General features: G+C 65.9%; 17 protein-coding genes and 1 pseudogene. 9 read left to right on the top strand and 9 right to left on the bottom strand.

The annotated features are described in order from the left end of the window. Positions 1-85: 85 nt before the first annotated feature. A complete protein-coding gene (locus C7C56_RS01900) occupies positions 86-652 on the top strand; it encodes an HNH endonuclease (RefSeq protein WP_106755812.1) in 567 nt (188 codons plus the stop codon). A gap of 105 nt (positions 653-757) precedes the next feature. On the opposite strand, the gene C7C56_RS01895 is transcribed toward C7C56_RS01900, so the two are convergent. Beyond that, positions 758-1,216 carry a VOC family protein gene (locus C7C56_RS01895; protein WP_106755811.1) on the bottom strand — a complete coding sequence of 153 codons (459 nt, stop codon included), beginning with the start codon at positions 1,214-1,216 and terminating at the stop codon, positions 758-760. A gap of 290 nt (positions 1,217-1,506) precedes the next feature. Here C7C56_RS01895 and C7C56_RS01890 point away from each other — a divergent pair, with 290 nt between their 5' ends. The 3 genes from C7C56_RS01890 to C7C56_RS01880 all read left to right on the top strand — a co-directional run bounded on the left by C7C56_RS01890 (position 1,507) and on the right by C7C56_RS01880 (position 8,182). Further along, positions 1,507-4,554 carry a ligand-binding sensor domain-containing diguanylate cyclase gene (locus tag C7C56_RS01890; RefSeq protein ID WP_109246551.1) on the top strand — a complete coding sequence of 1,016 codons (3,048 nt, stop codon included), beginning with the start codon at positions 1,507-1,509 and terminating at the stop codon, positions 4,552-4,554. 183 nt (positions 4,555-4,737) lie between these two features. After that, positions 4,738-6,531 carry a VanW family protein gene (locus tag C7C56_RS01885; RefSeq protein WP_181372979.1) on the top strand — a complete coding sequence of 598 codons (1,794 nt, stop codon included), beginning with the start codon at positions 4,738-4,740 and terminating at the stop codon, positions 6,529-6,531. A 133-nt stretch (positions 6,532-6,664) separates the two neighbouring features. Next, positions 6,665-8,182 carry a hypothetical protein gene (locus C7C56_RS01880; protein WP_106755808.1) on the top strand — a complete coding sequence of 506 codons (1,518 nt, stop codon included), beginning with the start codon at positions 6,665-6,667 and terminating at the stop codon, positions 8,180-8,182. 111 nt (positions 8,183-8,293) lie between these two features. Here C7C56_RS01880 and C7C56_RS01875 read toward each other — a convergent pair whose 3' ends face one another. The 3 genes from C7C56_RS01875 to C7C56_RS01865 are packed head-to-tail and all read right to left on the bottom strand — an operon-like array spanning position 8,294 to position 10,859. Then, the gene (locus tag C7C56_RS01875; protein ID WP_146204241.1) at positions 8,294-8,854 is read right to left on the bottom strand and encodes an ankyrin repeat domain-containing protein; all 561 of its coding nucleotides are present in this window, start codon (positions 8,852-8,854) and stop codon (positions 8,294-8,296) included. A 46-nt stretch (positions 8,855-8,900) separates the two neighbouring features. Continuing rightward, entirely contained in the window at positions 8,901-9,314 is a 414-nt protein-coding gene (locus C7C56_RS30645) for an Imm50 family immunity protein (protein ID WP_106755806.1), read from the bottom strand. Between the two features lie 12 nt (positions 9,315-9,326). Further along, a complete protein-coding gene (locus C7C56_RS01865) occupies positions 9,327-10,859 on the bottom strand; it encodes a helicase HerA-like domain-containing protein (protein WP_106755805.1) in 1,533 nt (510 codons plus the stop codon). 150 nt (positions 10,860-11,009) lie between these two features. On the opposite strand from C7C56_RS01865, the pseudogene C7C56_RS30640 reads away from it, so the two are divergent. Both C7C56_RS30640 and C7C56_RS30635 read left to right on the top strand, forming a co-directional pair. Then, a pseudogene (locus C7C56_RS30640) lies at positions 11,010-11,165 on the top strand (PsiF family protein); the annotation flags it as partial. Then, positions 11,160-11,414: a PsiF family protein gene (locus C7C56_RS30635; RefSeq protein WP_370660173.1), complete on the top strand. Its 255-nt coding sequence runs from the start codon at positions 11,160-11,162 to the stop codon at positions 11,412-11,414. The pseudogene C7C56_RS30640 and the gene C7C56_RS30635, both read left to right, overlap by 6 nt. 75 nt (positions 11,415-11,489) lie before the next feature. Here C7C56_RS30635 and C7C56_RS01855 read toward each other — a convergent pair whose 3' ends face one another. The 5 genes from C7C56_RS01855 to C7C56_RS01835 all read right to left on the bottom strand — a co-directional run bounded on the left by C7C56_RS01855 (position 11,490) and on the right by C7C56_RS01835 (position 17,433). Beyond that, complete coding sequence (locus C7C56_RS01855; protein WP_146204240.1) at positions 11,490-13,997, bottom strand: sensor domain-containing protein; 2,508 nt, start codon at positions 13,995-13,997, stop codon at positions 11,490-11,492. Positions 13,998-14,153: 156 nt separating this feature from the next. Continuing rightward, positions 14,154-14,411 carry a hypothetical protein gene (locus tag C7C56_RS01850; protein WP_146204239.1) on the bottom strand — a complete coding sequence of 86 codons (258 nt, stop codon included), beginning with the start codon at positions 14,409-14,411 and terminating at the stop codon, positions 14,154-14,156. A gap of 280 nt (positions 14,412-14,691) precedes the next feature. Further along, entirely contained in the window at positions 14,692-15,186 is a 495-nt protein-coding gene (locus C7C56_RS01845; protein WP_146204238.1) for a hypothetical protein, read from the bottom strand. A gap of 106 nt (positions 15,187-15,292) precedes the next feature. After that, positions 15,293-16,099, bottom strand: a complete 807-nt coding sequence (locus C7C56_RS01840) for an SDR family oxidoreductase (protein ID WP_106755800.1) — start codon at positions 16,097-16,099, stop codon at positions 15,293-15,295. 290 nt (positions 16,100-16,389) lie between these two features. Beyond that, complete coding sequence (locus C7C56_RS01835; protein ID WP_106755799.1) at positions 16,390-17,433, bottom strand: AraC family transcriptional regulator; 1,044 nt, start codon at positions 17,431-17,433, stop codon at positions 16,390-16,392. A 140-nt stretch (positions 17,434-17,573) separates the two neighbouring features. Here C7C56_RS01835 and C7C56_RS01830 point away from each other — a divergent pair, with 140 nt between their 5' ends. The 3 genes from C7C56_RS01830 to C7C56_RS01820 all read left to right on the top strand — a co-directional run. Continuing rightward, positions 17,574-18,737 (top strand): alkane 1-monooxygenase, encoded by a 1,164-nt coding sequence (locus C7C56_RS01830; protein WP_106755798.1) that lies wholly within the window; start codon positions 17,574-17,576, stop codon positions 18,735-18,737. A gap of 82 nt (positions 18,738-18,819) precedes the next feature. Next, a complete protein-coding gene (locus tag C7C56_RS01825; protein WP_181372978.1) occupies positions 18,820-19,518 on the top strand; it encodes a M50 family metallopeptidase in 699 nt (232 codons plus the stop codon). Positions 19,519-19,671: 153 nt separating this feature from the next. Continuing rightward, a partial coding sequence (locus C7C56_RS01820; protein ID WP_146204237.1) for a serine hydrolase domain-containing protein occupies positions 19,672-20,809 on the top strand: 1,138 nt, incomplete at its 3' end.

The following is a 20,809-nucleotide window of genomic DNA, read 5'->3' as shown; positions in this document are numbered from 1 at the left end:
TCGCAGCGGGAATTTACCGTGCCGCCACGGACCCGGCCGCTTGTCCTATCGCCCAAACTCAATGAAAATGCACCTTAGGTGAACCATGATTACCCAAATTCTCACTCTCGACATCGCAGGCAATCCATTCAAATGGATCTCGCCGGAAGACGCGACCCACTACTACGCGACCGATAAGGTCGCGTGGGAACTTGGCGATCGGGAATTTGTGCTCCGTGGCGGCGTGTCCAACGCCGGCGTGCTGTCTATCATCCGGGTCAAGCCCATCATCGCCATCGCCCGCAGCGAACGGATGGCCCGCATGATGCGCGTGGAACTGCCCCTCGGCGACGACAACAAGTTGCTGTTTGCGCGCGACCGCCACACCTGCGCCTACTGCGGCAACATGTTCGGACACCAGCATCTGTCACGCGACCACGTGCGGCCGCGGACACTCGGCGGCCCCGACACCTGGATGAATTGCGTGACCGCTTGCAGGGAATGCAACCAAGCCAAGGGCGCGAAGCCTGTGCACGAGTTCCGCCCCCTGCTCTACGTCCCGTATGTGCCGTGCCGCTTCGAGCACTTCATTCTGAGCGGCAGGAACGCGCTGGCCGACCAGCACGACTACCTGTCGGCCAAGCTGCCGAAGCACTCGCGCTTGCTGGCGTAATCCGCAGCGCCGCCCCCTCCGCCAGCTTGGCGGACCGGAGGGAGCTCGCGCGCACTATGCATTTCTGCACCACGCTGCCCCCGGTTATACAAATTTGTATACCAGCTAGACCGGCGCGTCCGGCGTCAGCTCCATCATCTCGGTGTAGCGGCGCTGCATTTCCTCGGGTGCGACCTTTTCGATGCTGTGGCCGATGTTCCAGCGGTGGCCGAAGGGGTCGCGCACCACGCCGCCGCGCTCGCCATAAAATTCGTCCCGCACCGGCCGCTCGAGCGTCGCGCCGGCCTCGAGCGCGCGCTGCACCACGGCGTCGGCGTCGTCGACATGCAAATGGATGCTCACCGCCGTGCCGCCGAGGGCGCGCGGGCCGCGGATGTCCATCTCGGGGAACTCGTCGGAGAGCATCACGGTGACACCGCCGAAGTCGAGCTCCGCGTGGCCGATGCGCCCGCTCGGCTCGGTCAGCCGGAAGATTTCGGTGGCGCCAAAAGCGTCCCGGTAAAACGCGATCGCCTGGTCGGCGTTATCGACGCACAAATACGCAAAAAGTTCATGGATCATGATGGGCTCCTTCTGGATCGGAGCTCCAGCCTACACCGAAAGGCCACTCGCCACCGCCGCAACGCCGGGGACGCCGGCGCGGGCGCGGGCCGCACACCATGTGGAGAAACTATTGCAGTCAGAGTGTCAACACATTTATTGTGGCGCGCGGGCGCACAGAACGGCCCCGCAACCCCTGTTTTCGTTGACGCCGCCCCCCCGGCCATTGATACTTGACCCATTGCGCGGTATCAAGTGTTCCAACTGCGACGCGCTAGTCTGTGCTTGAAAAAACAGCAAAGGACCGACCCATTTTGCATCTGATCTTGTCCCTGCGCACCTTGCTCATCTGCTCCGCCCTGCTCCTGCTCGGCCAGCCGCCGGCGCACGCCGGCGACACCCCGGGCGCCTACAATTTCCGCAGCTACGGGCCGGAACAAGGGTTGCGCAACCAGGCCGTCACCGGCCTGGCCCAGGACAACGACGGTTTCATTTTCGTCGCCACCGAAGACGGCCTGTTCCGCTACGACGGCAGCCGCTTCGAGCGCTTCGGCACCGCCGACGGCTTGAACAGCGACAGCATCATCGGCCTGTACCAGGAACCGGGCGGACGCCTCTGGATCATGAACGCCAAGGGCGCGCTGGCCTGGTCCGGCGACAAACCGGACCCGGCGGTCAAGGCCACCATCTTGCCAAAACAACGCATCGAGGCGATCGCCGCGACGCTCTCGGGCCAGTTGTACGTCGCCACCACGGCCGGCCTGTACCAGGGTCCACCGGGCAAACTGGCGCTCGTCGCCGGGCTGCCCGCGCTCGACACGGGCGCGGTCTGGAGCGCGCCCGATGGCAAGGACGTGCTCGCGACGGCGCAGGGTAAACTGTACCGGCGCGACGCCGCCGGCGCCTGGAGCAGCCGCGCGCTGCCGCCCGCCTTCAAAAACGAGGTGATCCACACCATCCTGAAGGACGCCAAGGGCCGCATCTGGCTGCGCAGCCGCCGCGTGCTGCTGCGCCTGGCCTCCTTCGACGACGCCGGCGAGGACCTCAGCGCGCATCTGCCGGGCGCCTCGGTGTTGAAGGGCGAGCTGGTGTCCGACGCGCGCGGCGGGGTCTGGGCCCCGACCAACCTGGGGCTGGTGCACTTCGACGACCACGGCCCCTGGCTGCTGGACGACCAGAAAGGCTTGCCGACCCAGTCGGCCACCTCGATGCTGATCGACCGCGAGGGCAACCTGTGGGTCGCCTCCGAAGGCATGCACCGGCTGCAGGGCCGGCTGGCGTGGACCGCCCACACGCGGCGCCAGAAGCTCCCCTCGGATACGGTCTGGAACATCCTGCGCAGCCGCGACGGGGTCTTGTGGGCCGGCACCAACCGCGGCCTGGCCTGGTCCACCGACACCGAATGGCGCGTGCTGCCGGGCACCGAGGAGCGCACGATCTACACCCTGGCCGAGGACGCCGAGGGCAATCTTTGGGCGGGCGGAAACAACGCCAGGAAGGACGGCAACGCACTGCTGCTGCGTCCGGCCGGCAGCGACCAATTCCGTACCATCCCGCTCGCGCACCTGACCAAGCCGAGCAGCATCAACACCATGGATTTCGGCTCCGACAAGGCGCTCTACCTGGGCACCCAGGCCAACGGCCTGCACCGCATGGTGCGCGCCGGCGACGGCTACAAGGGCGAGGCCGTGGCGCTGCCCAAGGGCGAGCCGAGCGAGCAGATCAACCAGGTCCTGCACGACGCCAAGGGCCGCCTGTGGGTCGCCGGCATGAACGGGCTGGCCCTTTTCGAGGGCGCCCGGTGGCGCCGTTTCGGCAAGGCCGACGGCCTGCGCGAGGAGCACGTCGAGGCGCTCGCGTTCGACCCGGCGGGCGACCTGCTGGTGAGCTACTGGAACATGCACGGCTTGACGCGCTTCAAGTTCAACCAAAAGGGCGGGGTCCGGGCGATCCAGATCGACGCCCCGGCCACACTGGTGTCCGACAACATCTATTCGCTCGGCTACGACCGCGGCGGCGCCTTGTGGCTGGGCACGGCGCAGGGCATCAAGCGCTGGAAGGATGGCCGCCTCGACCAGTTCGCGCGCGGCGAGGGCCTGCCCAGCGACGACGCGGCGTCGAACGCCTTCTGGGCCGACGCCAACGGCGACGTCTGGATGGGCATGGCCAGCGGCATGGGCCACTACGAGGCGGCGGTCGAACCGCCGCCGGCGCCGCTGCCGCCGGCGCGCGTGCTGCGCCTGCAGGACGGCAAGGGCAAGATTTTGACCGGGGCAGCGCCGCAGGTGGCGTGGCAGGACCGCACGCTCAGCTTCCGCTTCGCCGTCTTGAGCTACACCAACGAGTCGCGGATCCGGGCCCAGGTCCGGCTGGCCGGCTTCGAGGACGCCTGGCGCGACACCGACATCCGCGAGGCGCGCTACACCGGCCTGCCGCCGGGCACTTACCGCTTCGAGGTGCGCGCCTCGCTCGGCTCGGAGGACTTCGGGCCGGTCGCGGCGCGCGAGGTGCGGATTTTGCCGCCTTGGTGGCGCACGCCCTGGGCCCTGATCCTGGCCGTGCTCGCCGGCGGCGCGCTGCTGTTGCTGTTGCTGCGCTGGCGCACCCGCCGGCTGCGCAAGCGCAACAACGAACTCGAAGCCCTGGTGCGGGCGCGCACCGAGGCGCTGCAGGCGGCCAACGACGCGCTGCGCGAGGCGAGCATGGTCGATCCGCTGACCGGGCTCAAGAACCGGCGCTTCCTCGGCCTGAGCATGCGCGGCGAGCTGGCCAGGGTCAGCCGCCAATTCCGCGCGCCAGCGGCCGAGCGGGCGGGCATCAACCACAGCTTGCTTTTCTTCATGGTCGACCTCGACCATTTCAAGTCGATCAACGACAGCTACGGCCACGCCGCCGGTGACCTGGTGCTGCAACAGACCAGCGCCGCCCTGCGCGCGGCCTGCCGCGACGCCGACTTCGTGGTGCGCTGGGGCGGCGAGGAATTCCTGATCGTGGCCCGCAATTCGGACCGCGGTTGCGCCGCCCAGCTGGCCAACAACCTGCGCGCGGCCGTGAGCGATTTGCACATCGACCTCGGCAACGGAGTGATCCTGCAAAAAACCTGCTCGCTCGGCTTCGCGGCCTTCCCCGCGGTCGAGGCGGCGCCCGAGGCGCACTCGTGGGAAGACGTGGTCAAGATGGCCGACCAATGCCTGTACGCGGCGAAAAACTCGGGCCGCGACAACTGGGTCGGCGTGGTGCTGCCAGCCGGCGCCGCCGACCCCGGGCCGCGCATGGCCGACCAGCTCGGCGCCCTCGTGGCCGAAGGACAAGTCCAGGCCATCAGCTCGCTGCCGGCGGGCGCGCGCCTGCGCTGGCAATAGGCGCCGGAAATAAGCGCTGGCCATGGTTAAGCGCTGGCCATGGTTGCCGGCCACAGGCGCCGGCCACGTCAAACGGCAAGCGGGGACGCGCGGCGCGCACGTACAATCGCTGAGCAGCCCGGCGATCTCCGCCAGGGCAATCAAAAGAGCAAGCACACCTGGAGCGCAAGCGCACCCACTGCCATGAGCACGCCCCTCCCCACCCGCCGCCAGGCATTGATTTTCTCCGTGAAAGCGACGCTGCACCGGCTCCTGCGCGCGTGCAAGAACGCCGGCGATTCAGGGCTCCGGCGCTGGCCGGCGACCACCGGCCATGGCGCGCCCGCCGGGCTCGTCCGCGGCGAGTCCGTCTCGCTCCTGCGCGCATCCGACCGGGAGGAATTGCGCCAGCTCAACCTCGGCAAGATCGAGAACCTGCGGGTGGCGCTGCGCGCCATCGACGGGGTGCGGGTGCCGGGCGGCGGCGTGTTCAGCTTTTGGGCGCAGCTCGGCCGTCCGAGCGCGCGCCGCGGTTACGTGCCGGGCCGCGAGTTGCGCGAAGGCTGCGTCATCCCGAGCATCGGCGGCGGCCTGTGCCAGCTCTCGAACGCGCTCTACCAGGCCGCCATCGACGCCGGGTTCGAGATCGTCGAACGCCAGGCGCACTCGCAGATCGTCGAGGGGTCGGCCGCGCAATTGGGCCGCGACGCCACCGTGTTCTGGAATTATGTCGACCTGCGCTTCCGCGCCGGCGTGCCGTTCTCGATCAGCGCGCACATGGATGGCGACGAGCTGCGGGTGGCGATCCGCACAGCCTCCGCGGCGCCGGCGCCCGCGCCCGCGCGCGCGCAGGCCGCGGTGGTGATCGCGCTGGCCAAGCCCGGGGCGGACGCGCCGGGTTCGTGCGAGACCTGCGGCCAGGACCAATGCTTCCGACGCACCGACGCCCGGCAGCCGCGCAACGGCCGGCGCGGCGTGGTCATGGTCGACAATGTCTGGCCGGAATTCGACGCCTGGCTGGCCGCCGCGGGTGAAGGCGGGCGCCGCCTGTTGGTGCCGCTCGACGGCAAGGCGCGCGGCAAGGCCCGGTACGGCTGGTCGACGGACTGCTACGAGCGCGTCCACACCTTCCCCGCGCTCACGCTGTGGCGCGCGCTCGCCTCGCGCATGCTCGCGTCCCGTGCCGCGGTCCGGCAGCGCGCGAGCATCCGCTTCCGCCAGCGGCTTGCGCGCGCCTATGTCGAATCGCTGCACTATCTCGACGAACACATCGTCATCGCGCAGGAGCTGCTGCCCCATGTGTGGCAACTGGGCGCCTTGCAGGGCCGCAGTTTCGATGTGCTCATGAGCGGCCTGCCGATGAAGCATTTGCAGGCGCGCCTCGACCAGGCCTTCCTGCACAATCCCGCGAGCACGACGCTGGCCGACTTCCGCGCCCCGCCGGGGCTCGTCGCCGCCGAAGAGGCCGCGCTCGCGCGCGCGCGCCGGATCATCACCCCGCACCATGGCGTCGCCGAACTATTCCGCAACGCCACCTTGCTGCCGTGGGCGCCGCCGCGCGCCGCCAGTGCCGCCCCCGGCGCGGGCTTCAAGATCGTGTTTCCGGGACCGAGCCTGGGCCGCAAGGGCGCCTACGAGTTGCGCAGCGTGGCGCGCGCGCTCGATTTGCGACTGAGCCTGCTCGGCCCCGTGCTCGAGGCGCCCGCCTTTTGGGACGGGATCGAGGTCGAACTGCTCGGGCGCGCCGGCGACGACTGGCTGCGCGAGGCGGCCGTGGTGGTGTCGCCTAGCTGGATCGACGGGCCGCCGCAGCAACTGCTGCAGGCGCTGCTGGCCGGCATTCCCGTGATCGCAACGGACGCCTGCGGCCTGCCGCCGCAAAAAAACCTGACCTTGGTCGCCGCCGGCGACAGCGTGGCGTTGGAGCTTGCCTTGCAGCCTTACGCGCGGGCATGCCGCAGTTTCGGCGAGCCATTCGCTTGTGCGGCTGGGTTATGATGCCTCATTGAAAACTTTGCGCGGACGAACAGCGCCCCGATCAAAGCACAGCCGGGACGACGCGCCGCGCGCGAACACCTCGATCAACGGAACCCATCGAGCGGTATTTGACGGAACGGACTGAACACGGACAATGCGCGACATTCCACTTTTTCTGGCCAGGCTCAAGCTCGGCACCGACGCCAACGCCCGCGCGATCCGGCGCGCTTATGCGCGCGAGCTCAAGCTGGTCGACCAGCAACACGATGCGGCGAACTTCCAGTACCTGCGCGAGGCGTACGAAATGGCCTTGCGCTGGGCCGGATACCAGGATGCGCAGCCGGCGGCCGACGGTATCGGACAGGGGGGCGAAGCGGACGATGAGGTGCAACAAGCACCCGCGCCGCGCCCCAGCTATGGAGTGCCGGGCGTCGCGATAAAACTCAAGGGCGAACTCAAAAGCGAACTCAAAAGCGAACTCAAAAGCGCGCCCGCGGCGGAAAACGGCATCGCGCTCGGCGCGCCCGAGGCGCTGGCCGATGCCGTTTTCGCCAAATTCCAAGCCTCCAGCATTTATTTTGGTGAAAACCACCTCACGCAGAGCATCGCCGCATGGGAGGCGCAACTGCGGACCCACCTCGACGACGGTGATTTGCTCAACATCGAGGCGCGCACGATCTTCGAGGGCCGCATCGCGCAACTGCTTGCCGGCGGCTGGCGGCCTGGCCACAACACGCTGCTGAACGTGGCGATATCGGCATTCGATTGGCAGCAGGACCGCCGCCGCCTGAATCACTTTGGCTACCCGGGTGCGAGGCTCAATCGCGCCCTCGACCAGCGCAACGGCATGGACGCGCACGAAGTGGGCGTCAACGCCCGCCTCAACACCCCGGGCGTGCCCAGCGGCGGGCAGCTCAAGCGCGACATGTCCCTGCTCGAACCCATGATGGTCCGTTTTCCGGACTGGATGGCGCTGACGGTCGATCCGCAGACCGTGGCCAGATGGCGCGAACTCTACCGGAACTTGCCCGGCGTCATGTCCGCGGCGCCCTTCGGCATCGACGAGTCAAAGCTGCGGAAAGCAAACCCGGGCCCCAGACAAGCCGCCCCCGCCGGCCCCGGCTGGGGCCTCGGCGCGTTGTTGCTTGTGTCCGCCATGGGAACCATGCTGAGCAATACCAACCGCGCCCCGGAACCGGCAGCGGCGCCTGCCCGCTATGCGCCGGTGTTTGAAACGGGAAAACCTTTCGAACTGGGTTTGCCCGCGCAGGACGTTGCGTCAGGCGCGGGCAAACCATTCGAGCTGGGTTTGCCCACGCCGAACTTTGCGCCCGACGACGTGCCGGCACGGATTGACCCGGCCCGGCAAGCCGCACCGAACGAAGACCCGCAAGAAGCCGATGGCGAACTGGTCTCCCAGGAACGCATTGATGATATCTATGCGCGGATTCGCTATACGCCCGGCCGCGCCGCCCGGCCCGGCGAGCGCCTGGTCGAGTACGACGTTGATCTCGATGCGAAAGGCCGGGTCAAGTCCTTGGTCAAAATCCGGGCGTCGATCGATCTCGTCTATGATGAGGCGGTCGCCAAGGCGATCACCGGGTCGAAGCGGTTTCCGCCCGCGACGATGCGCCAGTTCCGCGTGTATTTCACCATGACGCCGGAGCGCTAACAAAAACCGCTTAAGGATGCTGGGAACGGATGCTGGGAACGGATGTTGGAAAACCCAATCATGCCACTCGCCTGCTTAGCAGGCAAAATCGCAGTCAAATAAATCCGTCGTTCAAAACAGCATCAGCAACGCCGGGTCGCCATGCTCGACGGTGGCGTCGCGCGCGCTGCGGCCGAAGGCGTCGCGCGCGCTGCGATCGGCCCCGTGCCCGAGCAAAGCGGCGGCGGCCTCGGCCTGCCCGAACAGGCACGCTTCGATCAGCGGTGTCTCGTCCATCTCGCCGCGCGCTTCGATGTTGGCGCCGCGCCCGAGCAGATAGTCGATGATGTCGACGTGGCCGCGCACGGCGGCCAGCGCCAGCGGCGTGTGGCAGCCGGCCGAGGCCAGCTCGATGTCGGCGCCGTTGTCAAGCAGCAGCGCGATCAGGTCGAGGTCGGCGCGGTCGATCGCGCGCGACAAGCAGGTTTCGCCATCGCTTGATTTGGCGTCGCCGTCGGCGCCGAGCGCAAGCAGGGTCGCCGCGAGCGCCGCGTCGCCATACACGATGGCCACCATGAGCGGCGTCTGGTCGTCGCCGTCGCGCTCGTCGATGCCGGTCTGGCCCGAGCGGATCGCCTCGACCAGCAGCGCTTGCTGCCCGGCCTCCACGCATTCTTGAAAAAACGATTCCAACGCCGATCCGCCTGTTCTTTGTTGCGGCAAGTCACGCCCGCCGATTTCATTCCCGGTCTGGCGCCAAGCCCGAATCGCAGTAAGCGGAAAGGGAAGATAGGTGAGCGAAATCCGCAAGAATTTCGAGTCCGACTGGCCCGTTGCCGGCGATGAGCCTCAGTCCCCCGCCGACCCTTTCAAGCTCGAAATCAATCCGGCAACTGGTTTTCCAGCCTTTGATGGCAAGCTCGGATACACCAATGAGCATCAGCGCGATTTGCACGCGGTTGCAAGCTTGGGCCACCCATTTCTTTGGCGGCGCCAGGGGGTACTGCGCGACATCGAAGCGCAATGTGACGCACGACGCATCGGTTTTCAGCACAATCTCGTGCAGATCGACAGCCACCAACGATGGCTTGCCATCGGCGAAAATTGCATTGATCCCTTCCGGATTTTGAAGCAGATCTGTCCAATGATTCATATTTAACCTGGCTCAGCGCTTGCGCAGGATCGAGCCGAGCACGCCGCGGATGATCTCGCGCCCGACCGAGGAGCCGATGCTGCGCGCGGCCGACTTGATCATGGCCTGGGTCGCCGTCTCGCGTTTGCTCTTGGTCTTGCCGCCGCCGAACAGGCCGCCGAGGATCCCGCCAAAACTCGAATCGTCGGCCTCCTCGGCGGCCGGCGCGCCTTTTGCGGCCGGCGGCGGCGCCTCGGCAATGGCCTTGGCTTCGGCAGCGAGCCGCGCGGCGATCATCTCGTGCGCCGACTCGCGGTCGACGGTCTTGTCGTAAATGCCGGCCACCACCGACTGCGCCATCACGCGGCGCCGTTCGGCCGCGTCGATCGGGCCGATCTGGGACGGCGGCGGCAGGATGAACGCGCGCTCGACGATGCTCGGGCGGCCCTTCTCGTCGAGGAAGGAGACGAGCGCCTCGCCGACGCCGAGTTCGCTGATGACCTGCGCCGTGTCGAGCGCCGGATTGGCGCGGAAGGTCTCGGCCGCCGCCTTGACCGCCTTCTGGTCGCGCGGCGTGTAGGCGCGCAAGGCGTGCTGCACCCGGTTGCCGAGCTGCCCGAGCACGGTGTCGGGAATGTCGAGCGGATTTTGTGTGACGAAAAACACGCCGACCGCCTTTGAGCGGATCAGGCGCACCACCTGTTCGATTTTTTGCAGCAGGGGCTTGGGCGCGTCGCTGAACAGCAGGTGCGCCTCGTCGAAGAAGAACACCAGCTTCGGTTTGTCGAGGTCGCCCGCCTCGGGCAGGTTCTCGTACAGCTCAGACAGCAGCCACAACAGGAACACCGCGTACAGGCGCGGCGCATTGAAGAGCTTGTCGGCGGCGAGGATGTTGATCACGCCCTTGCCGCGCGCATCGGTCTGCAGCAGGTCGTCGATATTGAGCATCGGCTCGCCGAAAAAGCGGTCGCCGCCCTGCTCCTCGATGCCGATCAGGCTGCGCTGGATCGCCCCGATGCTAGCCGCCGAGATATTGCCATACTCGGTGCGGTAGTCGGCGGCGTTGTCACCCACGTTTTGCAGCATCGTGCGCAAATCGCGGATGTCGAGCAGCAGCAGGCCGTTGTCGTCGGCGATCTTGAAAACGAGCTGCAGCACGCCCTCCTGGGTGTCGTTCAGGTTGAGCATGCGCGCGAGCATCAGCGGTCCGAGGTCCGAGATGGTCGCGCGCACCGGATGGCCCTGTTCGCCGTAGACATCCCAGAACGTGACCGGACAGGCCGCCCAGGCGGGCTCCTCGAGGCCGAGCGCGGCGAGCCGCTTGCCCATTTTTTCGGACATCTGGCCCGCCTTCGCCATGCCCGACAGGTCGCCCTTGACGTCGGCCATGAACACCGGCACGCCGAGGTCCGACAGCGCCTGCGATATCACCTGCAAGGTCACGGTCTTGCCGGTGCCGGTCGCGCCGGTGATGCAGCCGTGGCGGTTGATCATGTTCGACAGCATGTCGAGGACGACGGCGGGCTGTTGCAGCGTGTTTTTTGCAATTGGCAATGGGGTGGACATGGAGAACCTTTTTGGGATGCGCTGGGGTAGCGCGGGACGGCATCAGGAGTCGCAAATGATTATAACCATCTGCCCGCGCACGGCAACACTCTTGTATAGTTACTTGCCGCACGAAAAGTTTAATCATCCCTATCAATCCAAGGAACCGCCATGAAACGACTCTTTGCCAGCTGTGTTGCAGCCTGTTTCGCCACCGCCACCTTCGCCGCCGCGCCCGCCGCCCCGGGCAAGCAGCAAAACAAGATGACAAGTTGCAACGCCGAGGCCGGCGACCAGAAGGGCGATGCGCGCAAGGCTTTCATGAAGACCTGCCTGAGCGCGGCGAAACCGACCACGCAACAGAGCAAGATGACGACCTGCAATGACGACGCGGGCGCTAAAAAAGGCGATGAGCGCAAGGCCTTCATGAAGACCTGCCTGAGCGCAAAACCGGTGGTGGCCGCGGAGCCGGTGACCCAGCAAGGCAAGATGAAGACCTGCAATGCCGACGCCAAGGACCTGAAGGGCGACCCCCGCAAGGCATTCATGAAGACCTGCCTGAGCGCGTCCAAGTAAAGCGCCACTTGCGCACCTCCCGTCCGGGACGCCGGGCGGGACGCCGCGCTTAGAGTCGGCTCGCCGCCAGGATTTTTATGCCGTTGATACGTTCCCGCAAAGCAGGCGCTCGAACTCGTTCGCCGGCACCGCCTTCGAGAACAGGAACCCCTGCCCGAAGTCGCACTGCCCCTCGGCCAAAAATTCCCGCTGCTCCCGCGTTTCGATGCCTTCGGCAATCACCTCCAGTCCGAGCTCGTGCGCCATCGCGATGATCGAGCGGACGATCGCGCGGTCGCCCGCGCTCGCGGCGAGGTCGCGCACGAACGACTGGTCGATTTTGAGATAGTCGACCTCGAATTTTTTCAAGTACGCGATCGATGAATAGCCGGTGCCGAAGTCGTCGATCGCCACCTTGATGCCGGCGTCGTGGTATTGCAGCAGTTTGGCCGACACCCCGGGCGAGGCGTCGAGCAACAAGCCCTCGGTGATCTCGACCGACACGCTGTTGCCCGTCAGGCCCATCTGTGTCAGGTGCGCCGGCCAGTTCACCTCGTTCAGGCGCGCCACAAACTCGACCGGCGACTTGTTGACGCTGATGGGAAACGGCGACCCCAGCCGCGCCCCCCAACGCCCCGCCCAGCGCGCCGCCTGCAGGAACACCCAATCGCCGATCTCGCTGATCAGGCCCGCCTCCTCGGCGAACGAGATGAAGCGCTCCGGCTCGATCATCCCCAGATGGGGATGCTGCCACCGCAGCAAGGCCTCGGCCTTGACCACGCGTCCGTCGCGCAAGTCGATGATCGGTTGGTAGTGCACCCGCAACTGGTCGGCGCCGAGCGCGATGCGCAAGTCGCTGATCAGGCGCAGCCGCTCCTTGGCGTCGCGCTGCATCGACGGCGTGAAATAACTGAAGTGGTTGCGCCCTTCGCTCTTGACGACATACATGGCCTGGTCGGCGTTGCGGATCAGGTTCTCGGCGTCGGCCGCGTCGTAGGGCGAGAGCGTGATGCCGATGCTGGCCGATAGATAGACCACTTCGTTGCCCAGGTAAAACGGGCGGGACAGCGTGTCGTTTATTTTTTGGGCCACCGTCTCGACATGGGAGCCGCCGTCCAGTTCGGTGAGGATCACGGTGAATTCGTCGCCGCCCAGGCGCGCCACGGTGTCGGACTGGCGCACGCAGGCGCAGATGCGCTGGGCCGCCTCGATCAGGACCTGGTCGCCGATGGTGTGGCCGAGCAGGTCGTTCGCCTCCTTGAAGCGGTCGAGGTCGATGAACAGCAGCGCCAGCGGCTGGCCGGTGCGCTGCGATTTTTTTATCTCGTGGTCGAGGCGGTCGCGGAACAGGCGGCGGTTGGGCAAGCCCGTCAGCAGGTCGAAGTTGGCGTGCTCCCAGACGATTTCCTCGGAGCGGCGCTTTTCGGCGATGTCGGTGATGGTGCCGGTCATCCGCTCCGGCATATTGTTGTGCGCCTTGCGCGCCACGACGGTGCCGCGCGCCATCACCCAGCGCCAGCCGGCGTCGGGACACCGCACGCGGTATTCCATCGTGAAGGCGCTGCCCTTGATGCACGCGTTCACGGCGGCATTGAGCGCGGACAAGTCGTCGGGATGGACGAGCTGCTTCATCGCCGCGACCGGGTCGACCGGCTCATCCCCGGACAGGCAAAGGATTTCGCGCGCCCGTTTGGAATACACCATCCTGTTGCTTTCCAGATCCCAATCCCAGATGCCGTCGCCCGAGCCTTCGATTGCCAGCTTGAGCCTTTCGTTGCTGATCAAAAGCTCCTCCTGGGCGCGCACCGCCTCGTCGATGTCGAGGCCGATGCCGACGTGGCCGGCGTATTCACCGTCGGCCGTGAACCACGGCGCCGCGTGCGCCTCCATCCAGCGCCAATCGCCATTGGCGAATATGACCCGCACACGCAGCTGCACTATCTCCCGCTGCGCGATCGCGGTCATCAGGCTGCGAACGCCCTCCTCGCGCTCATCGGGGTGCAACACCTCGGTCCACCCGGCGCCCAACAGCGCTTCCACCGGCCTGCCCAGCAGTACTTGGTGGCGGGGGTTGAAATAGACGCCGTTGCCGTGCGGGTCGAGTTGCCAGATCAGGGCCGACGAGGCCTCGGCCAGGACGCGGAACCGGGCCTCGCTCTCGGCAAGCGCATCCTGCACGTGCTTGCGCTCGGTCAGGTCGACGGTCACCGCAAGAACCGAATAGCCAAGTCCGGGCCCGTTTTCCAGGCGCGTGATGCTGCTGTTGGCCCACACGACCGTGCCGTCGGCCCGCAGGTAGCGCTTGTCGACCGACTCCGGTTTGCCGGTCTCGAGAAGGCGTCCAATCGCCTCCAGGCTATGGGCGAGGTCGTCGGGGTGGGTGACGTCCTGGAACCTCAGCTCGAGTAGTTCCTCGCGCGTCCTGCCCAGCATGCGGCACAGTTCGCCGTTGACACGGAGAAAGCGGCCTTCGAGGGTGAACAGCGACAGCCCCACCTGCGCCTGGTCGAAGATCGCGGATAGCTGGCGTTCGCTGTCGTCGAGGGGCTTTACCGGCGCTGGACGTTCGGAAAGGTCCATCACACCGCTGGAGTAAGTGTTCAAGGTAGGTGATGCCTTACGAAAAAAACACGGTCGGCCAAAAAGGCCTTCCGGAGCTCCGTTCGACAACAAACCTCGCTGAAATACTCCCTCCAATGCGGAGGGAGCACGACCGTTTGATTCAGGTCAATCGTACCGCAATCACTCTGAATTTTTTATTCAGATCGACAACGCGTGCGGCGCCGGCGTCGTTGGCGGCCCCGTGCGGGCGCGCGGGTCTTGCCGCCGGCAATCGTCGGCGTGCGAGAGCACCCGCGCGGCCACCGCGTCGGGCACATGCGAGGTGTGAAGGTAGGCGGCGGCGTCTTGCTGCCCCAGCATTTGATGCAAAATGACGCCCACATCGACCTTGGCCGCTGTCTGGGTGGCGCTGCGTCGTTCTTCGATCGGGTCAACCTGGTACTGCGATTTGAGCATAATATCCGCCATGTTTTTGGGACCGTCCAGAATAAGGCGGGCCGCGATCGGGCGTTTGATATAAATCAACACCGGACCGATGCCGCGTATTTTCCTGCGGCAAGCGACAAGGAAAGTTCGACCTGGACGCGTAGATGAGTTAGATCGAAGTCATGCCGCGGTCACATCGCTGCCCTAACATGGGTTGGCAGGTCGTGCTGCCGCACGCACCGCAGGCTAGTCCGGTGGCCTCGATCACCGGCACCAATTCCAGTACGCCCCCTTCCGCGCCAACGCCGGTTCAGCTGTCGTTGGCGGCGGCGGGCCGCTTCCGTCCAAAGTAGTTGCGCGCCTTTTCCGAGAATCCAAAGGCATAGAACCAGTAGATCATCGCGCAGGTGGTCAATCCCATCCCGACCAGTTCTCCCACTTCGTAGGCACTCAGATCGGACAGCGGGAACGCCGCGAGGCGCGATGCTTTGGCGGTCAGATTGACGAGCACTATCCCGACGAAGAACGCGGCGATGAACAGCAGGCCCAACACGCGGCCGTACCAGATCCGTCGTTGCGTGCCCAGCAGCGTGAACACAAGCGCGACCGCAAACAGGGCCCGCCCCAAGATGCCCCAGTACGCCGACGTGTCGTTGCCGATCGTTGCCAGCAGGTGCAGCGTGCGCATGATGCCGACCACAAAACTGACCAGGAAAAAGACACAGAAAATCTGGACGATCCACGCCGCCCTTGGTTTCTTCGCAGTGGCCTGCGGCAGCTCCCGCAATTCGAGATGGATCGACAATGGCGCGGCGTAGGGATTGTGTTTCATCGAAACTTTCTGTGTGTAGCCGTTGGCTTGTTTGCCGCTGTTGATCCGGTGCGAACCGGCTGTGTCGCCCGCGGCGCCGTCAGTGCGGTTTCGCCTCGTCCTTGACGGCGGCCAGCGCCATGTTCTCGATCATGCCGGGAACGAGCAATTTGAGGAAGCGCCCGATCTTGCCCTTGGCGGTCATGACGACTTCACGCTTGCGCCCGTTCATGCCGTCGATGATCAGGCTTGCGCATTGCGCCACCGGCATCGCCTGGTCTTCATTCAGGCTGCTCGTTCCCAAGCGCTCGCCCTCGGCATTGTAGCCATTGTGGCGGATGCGCGTGGCGACCACGCCGGGATAGGCGGTCGTGACGCTGACGCCGGCGCCTTTGAGCTCGGCGCGCAAGGACTCGAAAAAACCCGACACCGCGAATTTGGTCGCGCCGTAGGCGGTGCGCCCGGGCACGCCGACCAGTCCGGCCAGCGAAGACACGGCCACGATGCTGCCCTTCGACGCCTTGAGGGACGGCAAGGCGGCGTGCGTGCACCAGACGCTGCCCCACAGGTTCACGCGCATCAGGTCCTCGTACCAGCCAAGGTCGCTGACATCCTCGAACAGCGCGTGCGCCGAGCGGCCGGCGTTGTTGATCAACACATCGATGCGGCCGAAGCGCTCGAGCGTTGCCGCCACCATGCGCTTGCAATCGTCCTGCACCGACACATCGGTTTGCAGCGCCAGCGTGGCCGCGCCAAGCGCGGCGCATTCGCCGGCCACCGCCTCGAGCATCGCCATATTGCGGGCGGCCAGCACCAGCGCGATGCGCGCGCCCTCCGTCGCGGCCAGTTGGCGGGCGATCTCGGCCCCGATCCCATCTGATGCGCCCGTGATGATCACCACTCTCATTTGATCGGCCCGTTCGTGTGAAAATATCATACTAGCATTGAACACACTCCCGGCGGGCGGCCTCCCGCTGCCTGCAAATAGACAATGCCAGCCATTGCGGCGCATATTTGCCGCCCGCCTCCACGACAACCCAAGCACCATGCTGCCGCGTCCATTCATCTTCCTGCTCGCACTTTTGTGCGCCCCGCTCGCGCTTGTTCGGCATCAGCACAGCGTGGCGCGCAAACTGAAGCGGTGGCGCGCCTGCGCAAGGCCGCCCGCATAGGGCGAGCCATGGCAATCGGAACCGCCTAGGCGCTCGGCGCAACAGCTTGCGGCGGCCGCCCCGCCGTCCGCCTGAACTCGCTCGGGGTGCCCCCACTCCAGCGCCGGAAACAGCGGCTGAAATTCGACGTGTCCTGCAACCCCAATCGCGCCGCGATGATCTCCATCGACGCCTCGGTATGGCGCAGGCACCAGCGCGCGCGCTCATACCTGACCTCGTCAAGAAGCGCCTGGTAGCAACAGCCGTCGGCCTTCAACTGGCGCATCAGCGTGCGCGGCGAACGGGCGTGCTCGGCCGCCAGCGTGGCGAGCGTCGGATAGTTGCCGTCGCAGCGCCGCAAACGCGCCCTGACCAGTTCGCTGACAGAATTGCCGCTCGGCGCGAGCGCCAGTCTGCGCTCGCAGTCCTCGCGGGCGGCGGCGTGGGCGCCGGCGTCGCTGCTCATGCACGCCGAGTCGAGCAAGCCGGCCGGCATCGTCAGGCTGAGCCGCGCGGCATCGAACCGGCACGTGCCGCCGAGACAGTCCGCATAGCGGGCCGACCAGGCGGGCGCGGCCCACGGCAGGCCATAGCGCACCTCCGGGCAGGCGCGCCCGGCCAGGCTTTGCAACAGCCGCGCCAGAATCTTCACCACCGCCTCGAGCAGAACCTGGCGCGCCACGCCCATGTCGGCCAGTTCCACCACGACCAGTTCGGTCCGCGCGCGCCCCGCATGCAGGTCGAGCCGGAACGCCGTGCTGCGCAAGCCGATGAAGCGCGTCACGGCCTCGACCGCCTGGCCCAGCGTCGCGCTGGCGGCGGCCGCGTAGCCGACCGGGCCGTGCATGGACACTTGCGCCATCAAGCCGAAGTCGAGCCCGATCGACGGACATCGGGTCGCCTCCACCGCGAGCACGATCAGGTCGCGCATTCGGGCCGCATCGACCATGCGGTCGTTGTCGCGCAAGAGCGCGGCCGACAAGCCCACCCGCGCCAGCAAGGCGTCCGCGTCGTGGCCCTGGCCAAGCAGCAAGGCGTGCAGCAACTTCGCATAGGTCGGGTGGAAGTTGGGGCGGGCGGGCGTGGCCATGCTGGACCTTGCTGTGAGCGGAAGCTGTCAGTTTGTCATAATTTGACGACATGTTGGCACTTTTATCGGTGGGCCGGCCGCGCGCTAGCTGCGATGATGGTGGTTCGTTCCATATCGATATCAAGCCAAGGGTCCGCGCCATGAGCACAGCCGTTTCCTACCGCGACCCCAAGCGGCATTCGTGGCTGCTGTCGCTGCTGGTGCCGGCCCTGCTGGGCTGCGGCCCGCTCGCCTTTTTGCTGCTGGGCAGCTACTGGCTGCTCTGGCTGCCGCTGATCGTGGCCTACCTCGCGATCCCCGTGCTCGACTACCTGGTCGGCGAGGACCGCAGCAACCCGCCCGAGCAGGCCGTGCCCGCGCTCGACGCCGATCCCTTCTACCGCCGCATCACGTATGCGCTGGTGCCGACCCTGTGGCTGTGCATCATTTTCGCCGCCTGGTTCGTGGCGCGCCACGCGCTGCCGTGGCACGCGGTGCTGGCGGTGGTGCTGTCGACCGGGGTCATGGGTGGATTTTGCATCAACGTCGGGCACGAGCTCGGCCACAAACGCAGCGTGCTCGAGCAACGCCTCGCCAAACTGGTGCTCGCGCCGACCGGCTACGGCCATTTTTACGTCGAGCACAACCGCGGCCACCACCGCGACGTCGCCACGCCGGGCGACCCGGCCTCGTCGCGCATGGGCGAGACCATCTACGCGTTCGTGCTGCGCGAAATGCCCGGCGCGTTCCGCCGCGCCTGGCTGCTGGAAAAGACCCGCGCCGCGCGGCAAGGCAAGCCGAGCTGGCATGCCGGCAACGAGATCCTCCAGCCGCTGGCCCTGACCGCGGCGCTGTGGCTGACGCTGGCCGTCTGGCTCGGCCCGGCGATCCTGTTGTTCCTGGTGGCGGCATCGTTCTGGGCCAACTTCCAGCTGACCTCGGCGAACTACATCGAACACTACGGCCTGCTGCGCCAGCCCGGCCCCGATGGCAAGCCCGAACCGTGCCGCCCGCACCACTCCTGGAACAGCAACCACGCGCTGTCGAACTGGGTGCTGTTCCACTTGCAGCGCCACGCCGACCACCACGCGCACGCGAGCCGGCGCTATCAGTGCCTGCGCCACTTCGCCGACCTGCCGACCTTGCCAACCGGATATTTCGGCATGTTCGTGCTCGCGTATTTCCCGGCCCTCTTTTTCAGGGTGATGAACCCGCGCCTGATCGCGGCGAGCGCGGCCGACGCGCGCCGGATCAACTTCCAGCCGGGCTTGCGCGACGGCCTGGTGGCGCGCTACCGATTGCGCGAGTCGGCCACCGCCCAGTGACTCTTGAATGGATTGCAATCATAATGGGGCGACAGCTGCCGCTAAGACAGCATTTCGGGCATCCATCGAAGGCGATAAAAACGTGAACATATTTAAAGACGCGCGGGTTGTGGCGACCCTGTTCGGCTTCGCGATCTTCGGCGGGGTCGTCTCCCACCTTCGGCAAACGCCGTTCCTGCTCCCGGTCGACCTTTACCTGGTGGCATGGCACGAAAGCATGCATGCGCTGGGCGCCTGGCTGTCGGGAGGCACCGTCCACAGCATCGAAGTGCGGGCGCATGATGGCGTGACGTGGACCTCGGGCGGATTTTTTCCACTGATAGCGATGGCGGGTTACGTCGGCACGTCCTTGTGGGGCGCCAGTTTGCTGGCCAGCGCGCGCCGGCCCAAACTGATCTTGCCGATGCGCCTGCTGACGGTCGCCCTGCCACCGTTGGCGATGCTGTTTGGGAATGGAATCAGCTTGAGCATGGTTGCCGTGATCGCCATCAGCGCGGGATTGTTTTTCGCTTGGCGTTTGTTTCCGAGCCCGGTCACGTTCGTCGTCTCGGGCCTGTTCGCGTCGGACTCGTGGCGCGACGTCCAGATGTATCTGTTCTCGGTCCCTGGCAAGACCGACGCCGGCATCCTGGCCGGGCATCTCGGCATGCAATTTTTGACCTTGCCGATCGCGTTATCGATGGCGCTCATGTCGGTATTCATATGGTGGACCGCGTTCAAGTACACGCACCCGCCGCGGTCGGACCATCGCTCCCCTTCCGCGCCTGAAATCAAGGTCTAGGCCCACCGGCGGCAACAATTCCTCAATCGGGGTCTGACCCCGGGTCTGACCCCGATATTGGAATGTTGCCCAACTGGGGTGCGGGGGAACTTCCCCACTCTTGTTCCTAAAAACAAGATTGTTGTTTCTTACCGTTAACGAACGGGAATCGCGATGCTGATACGGGTTGTTACGCTTGCACTTATTTATGCCTTGGGCACCGGCGTCGCCGCAGGCGCCGCGGATAAAAATTCAGCCGCCAGCGCGGTAACGGCAAGCCCAGGCGACAGCGCCGCCCTCGCACGGCAACTCGATGCGTTCATCGCCCAGGGCATGGTTGACTGGAACATTCCGGGCCTGTCCATCGTGGTGGTCAACGACCAAGGCGTGGTCTACGAGAAGGGTTTCGGCGTGCGCGAAATCGGCAAGCCGGGCAAGGTCGACCGGCACACCCAGTTCGGCATGATGTCGACCACCAAAGCCATGACCGCGCTTGCCTTGGCCATGCTGGTCGACGAAGGCAAACTGAAATGGGATGACCCCATCGTCAAGCATCTGCCACGCCTGCGCTTGCCAAACGCCTACCTGACCGAACACGTCACCGTGCGCGATGCGCTGCGCCACACCAGTGGCGTTGGCAACGCCGATATGCTCTGGTTTCGCGAAGACTTGAACACCGAACAGGTGCTCGCCAGGCTCGACCGCGTTCCGGCGGCAACCTCGCTGCGCTCGGATTTTATTTACAACAATGCGATGTATCAGGTGGCGGGAGAGGTCATCGCTACCACCTCCGGCATGCGTTGGGAGAAATTCATCGCCACGCGCATCATGGCGCCGTTGGGCATGACCGATAGCTTCGCGACCATGTCGGCCATGCGTGCGAGCGGCAAGCCCAATGTGTCGCGCCCCCACGCGCAGATCGACCAGGCGATCCGCGTGATTGACGACGTTGCCGTCGATATCGTTCCCGCCGCCGGCGCTGCCTGGTCGAGCGCCCACGATGCCGGAAAATGGATGGCGTTCCTACTCGCCGGCGGCAAGGTCGGCGAGCGCCGCTTGGTCAGCGAAGCCAATTTCAAGGCCCTCTTTTCCCCACAAGTTGCGGTCAATGATCCCGATCAATGGGGCTATCCGACCCTGGCGCTGACGCGCTCGAATTTCAGCGCCTATGGGCTGGGATGGTTCTTGCAGGATTACCGGGGCCAGTACGTCGCCATGCACACAGGCAGCATGCCGGGACGCACCGCGATCGCCGGCTTGATCCCGGCCGCGAAGCTCGGGGTCTATGTGGGCGGTTTCAAATTCCAAGCGC

The sequence above is a fragment of the Massilia glaciei genome (genome assembly GCF_003011895.2).
Taxonomy (GTDB): domain Bacteria; phylum Pseudomonadota; class Gammaproteobacteria; order Burkholderiales; family Burkholderiaceae_D; genus Telluria_A; species Telluria_A glaciei.
Note: the sequence above shows the minus strand (reverse complement) of the source record. Positions and strands in the feature narration are given on the sequence as shown.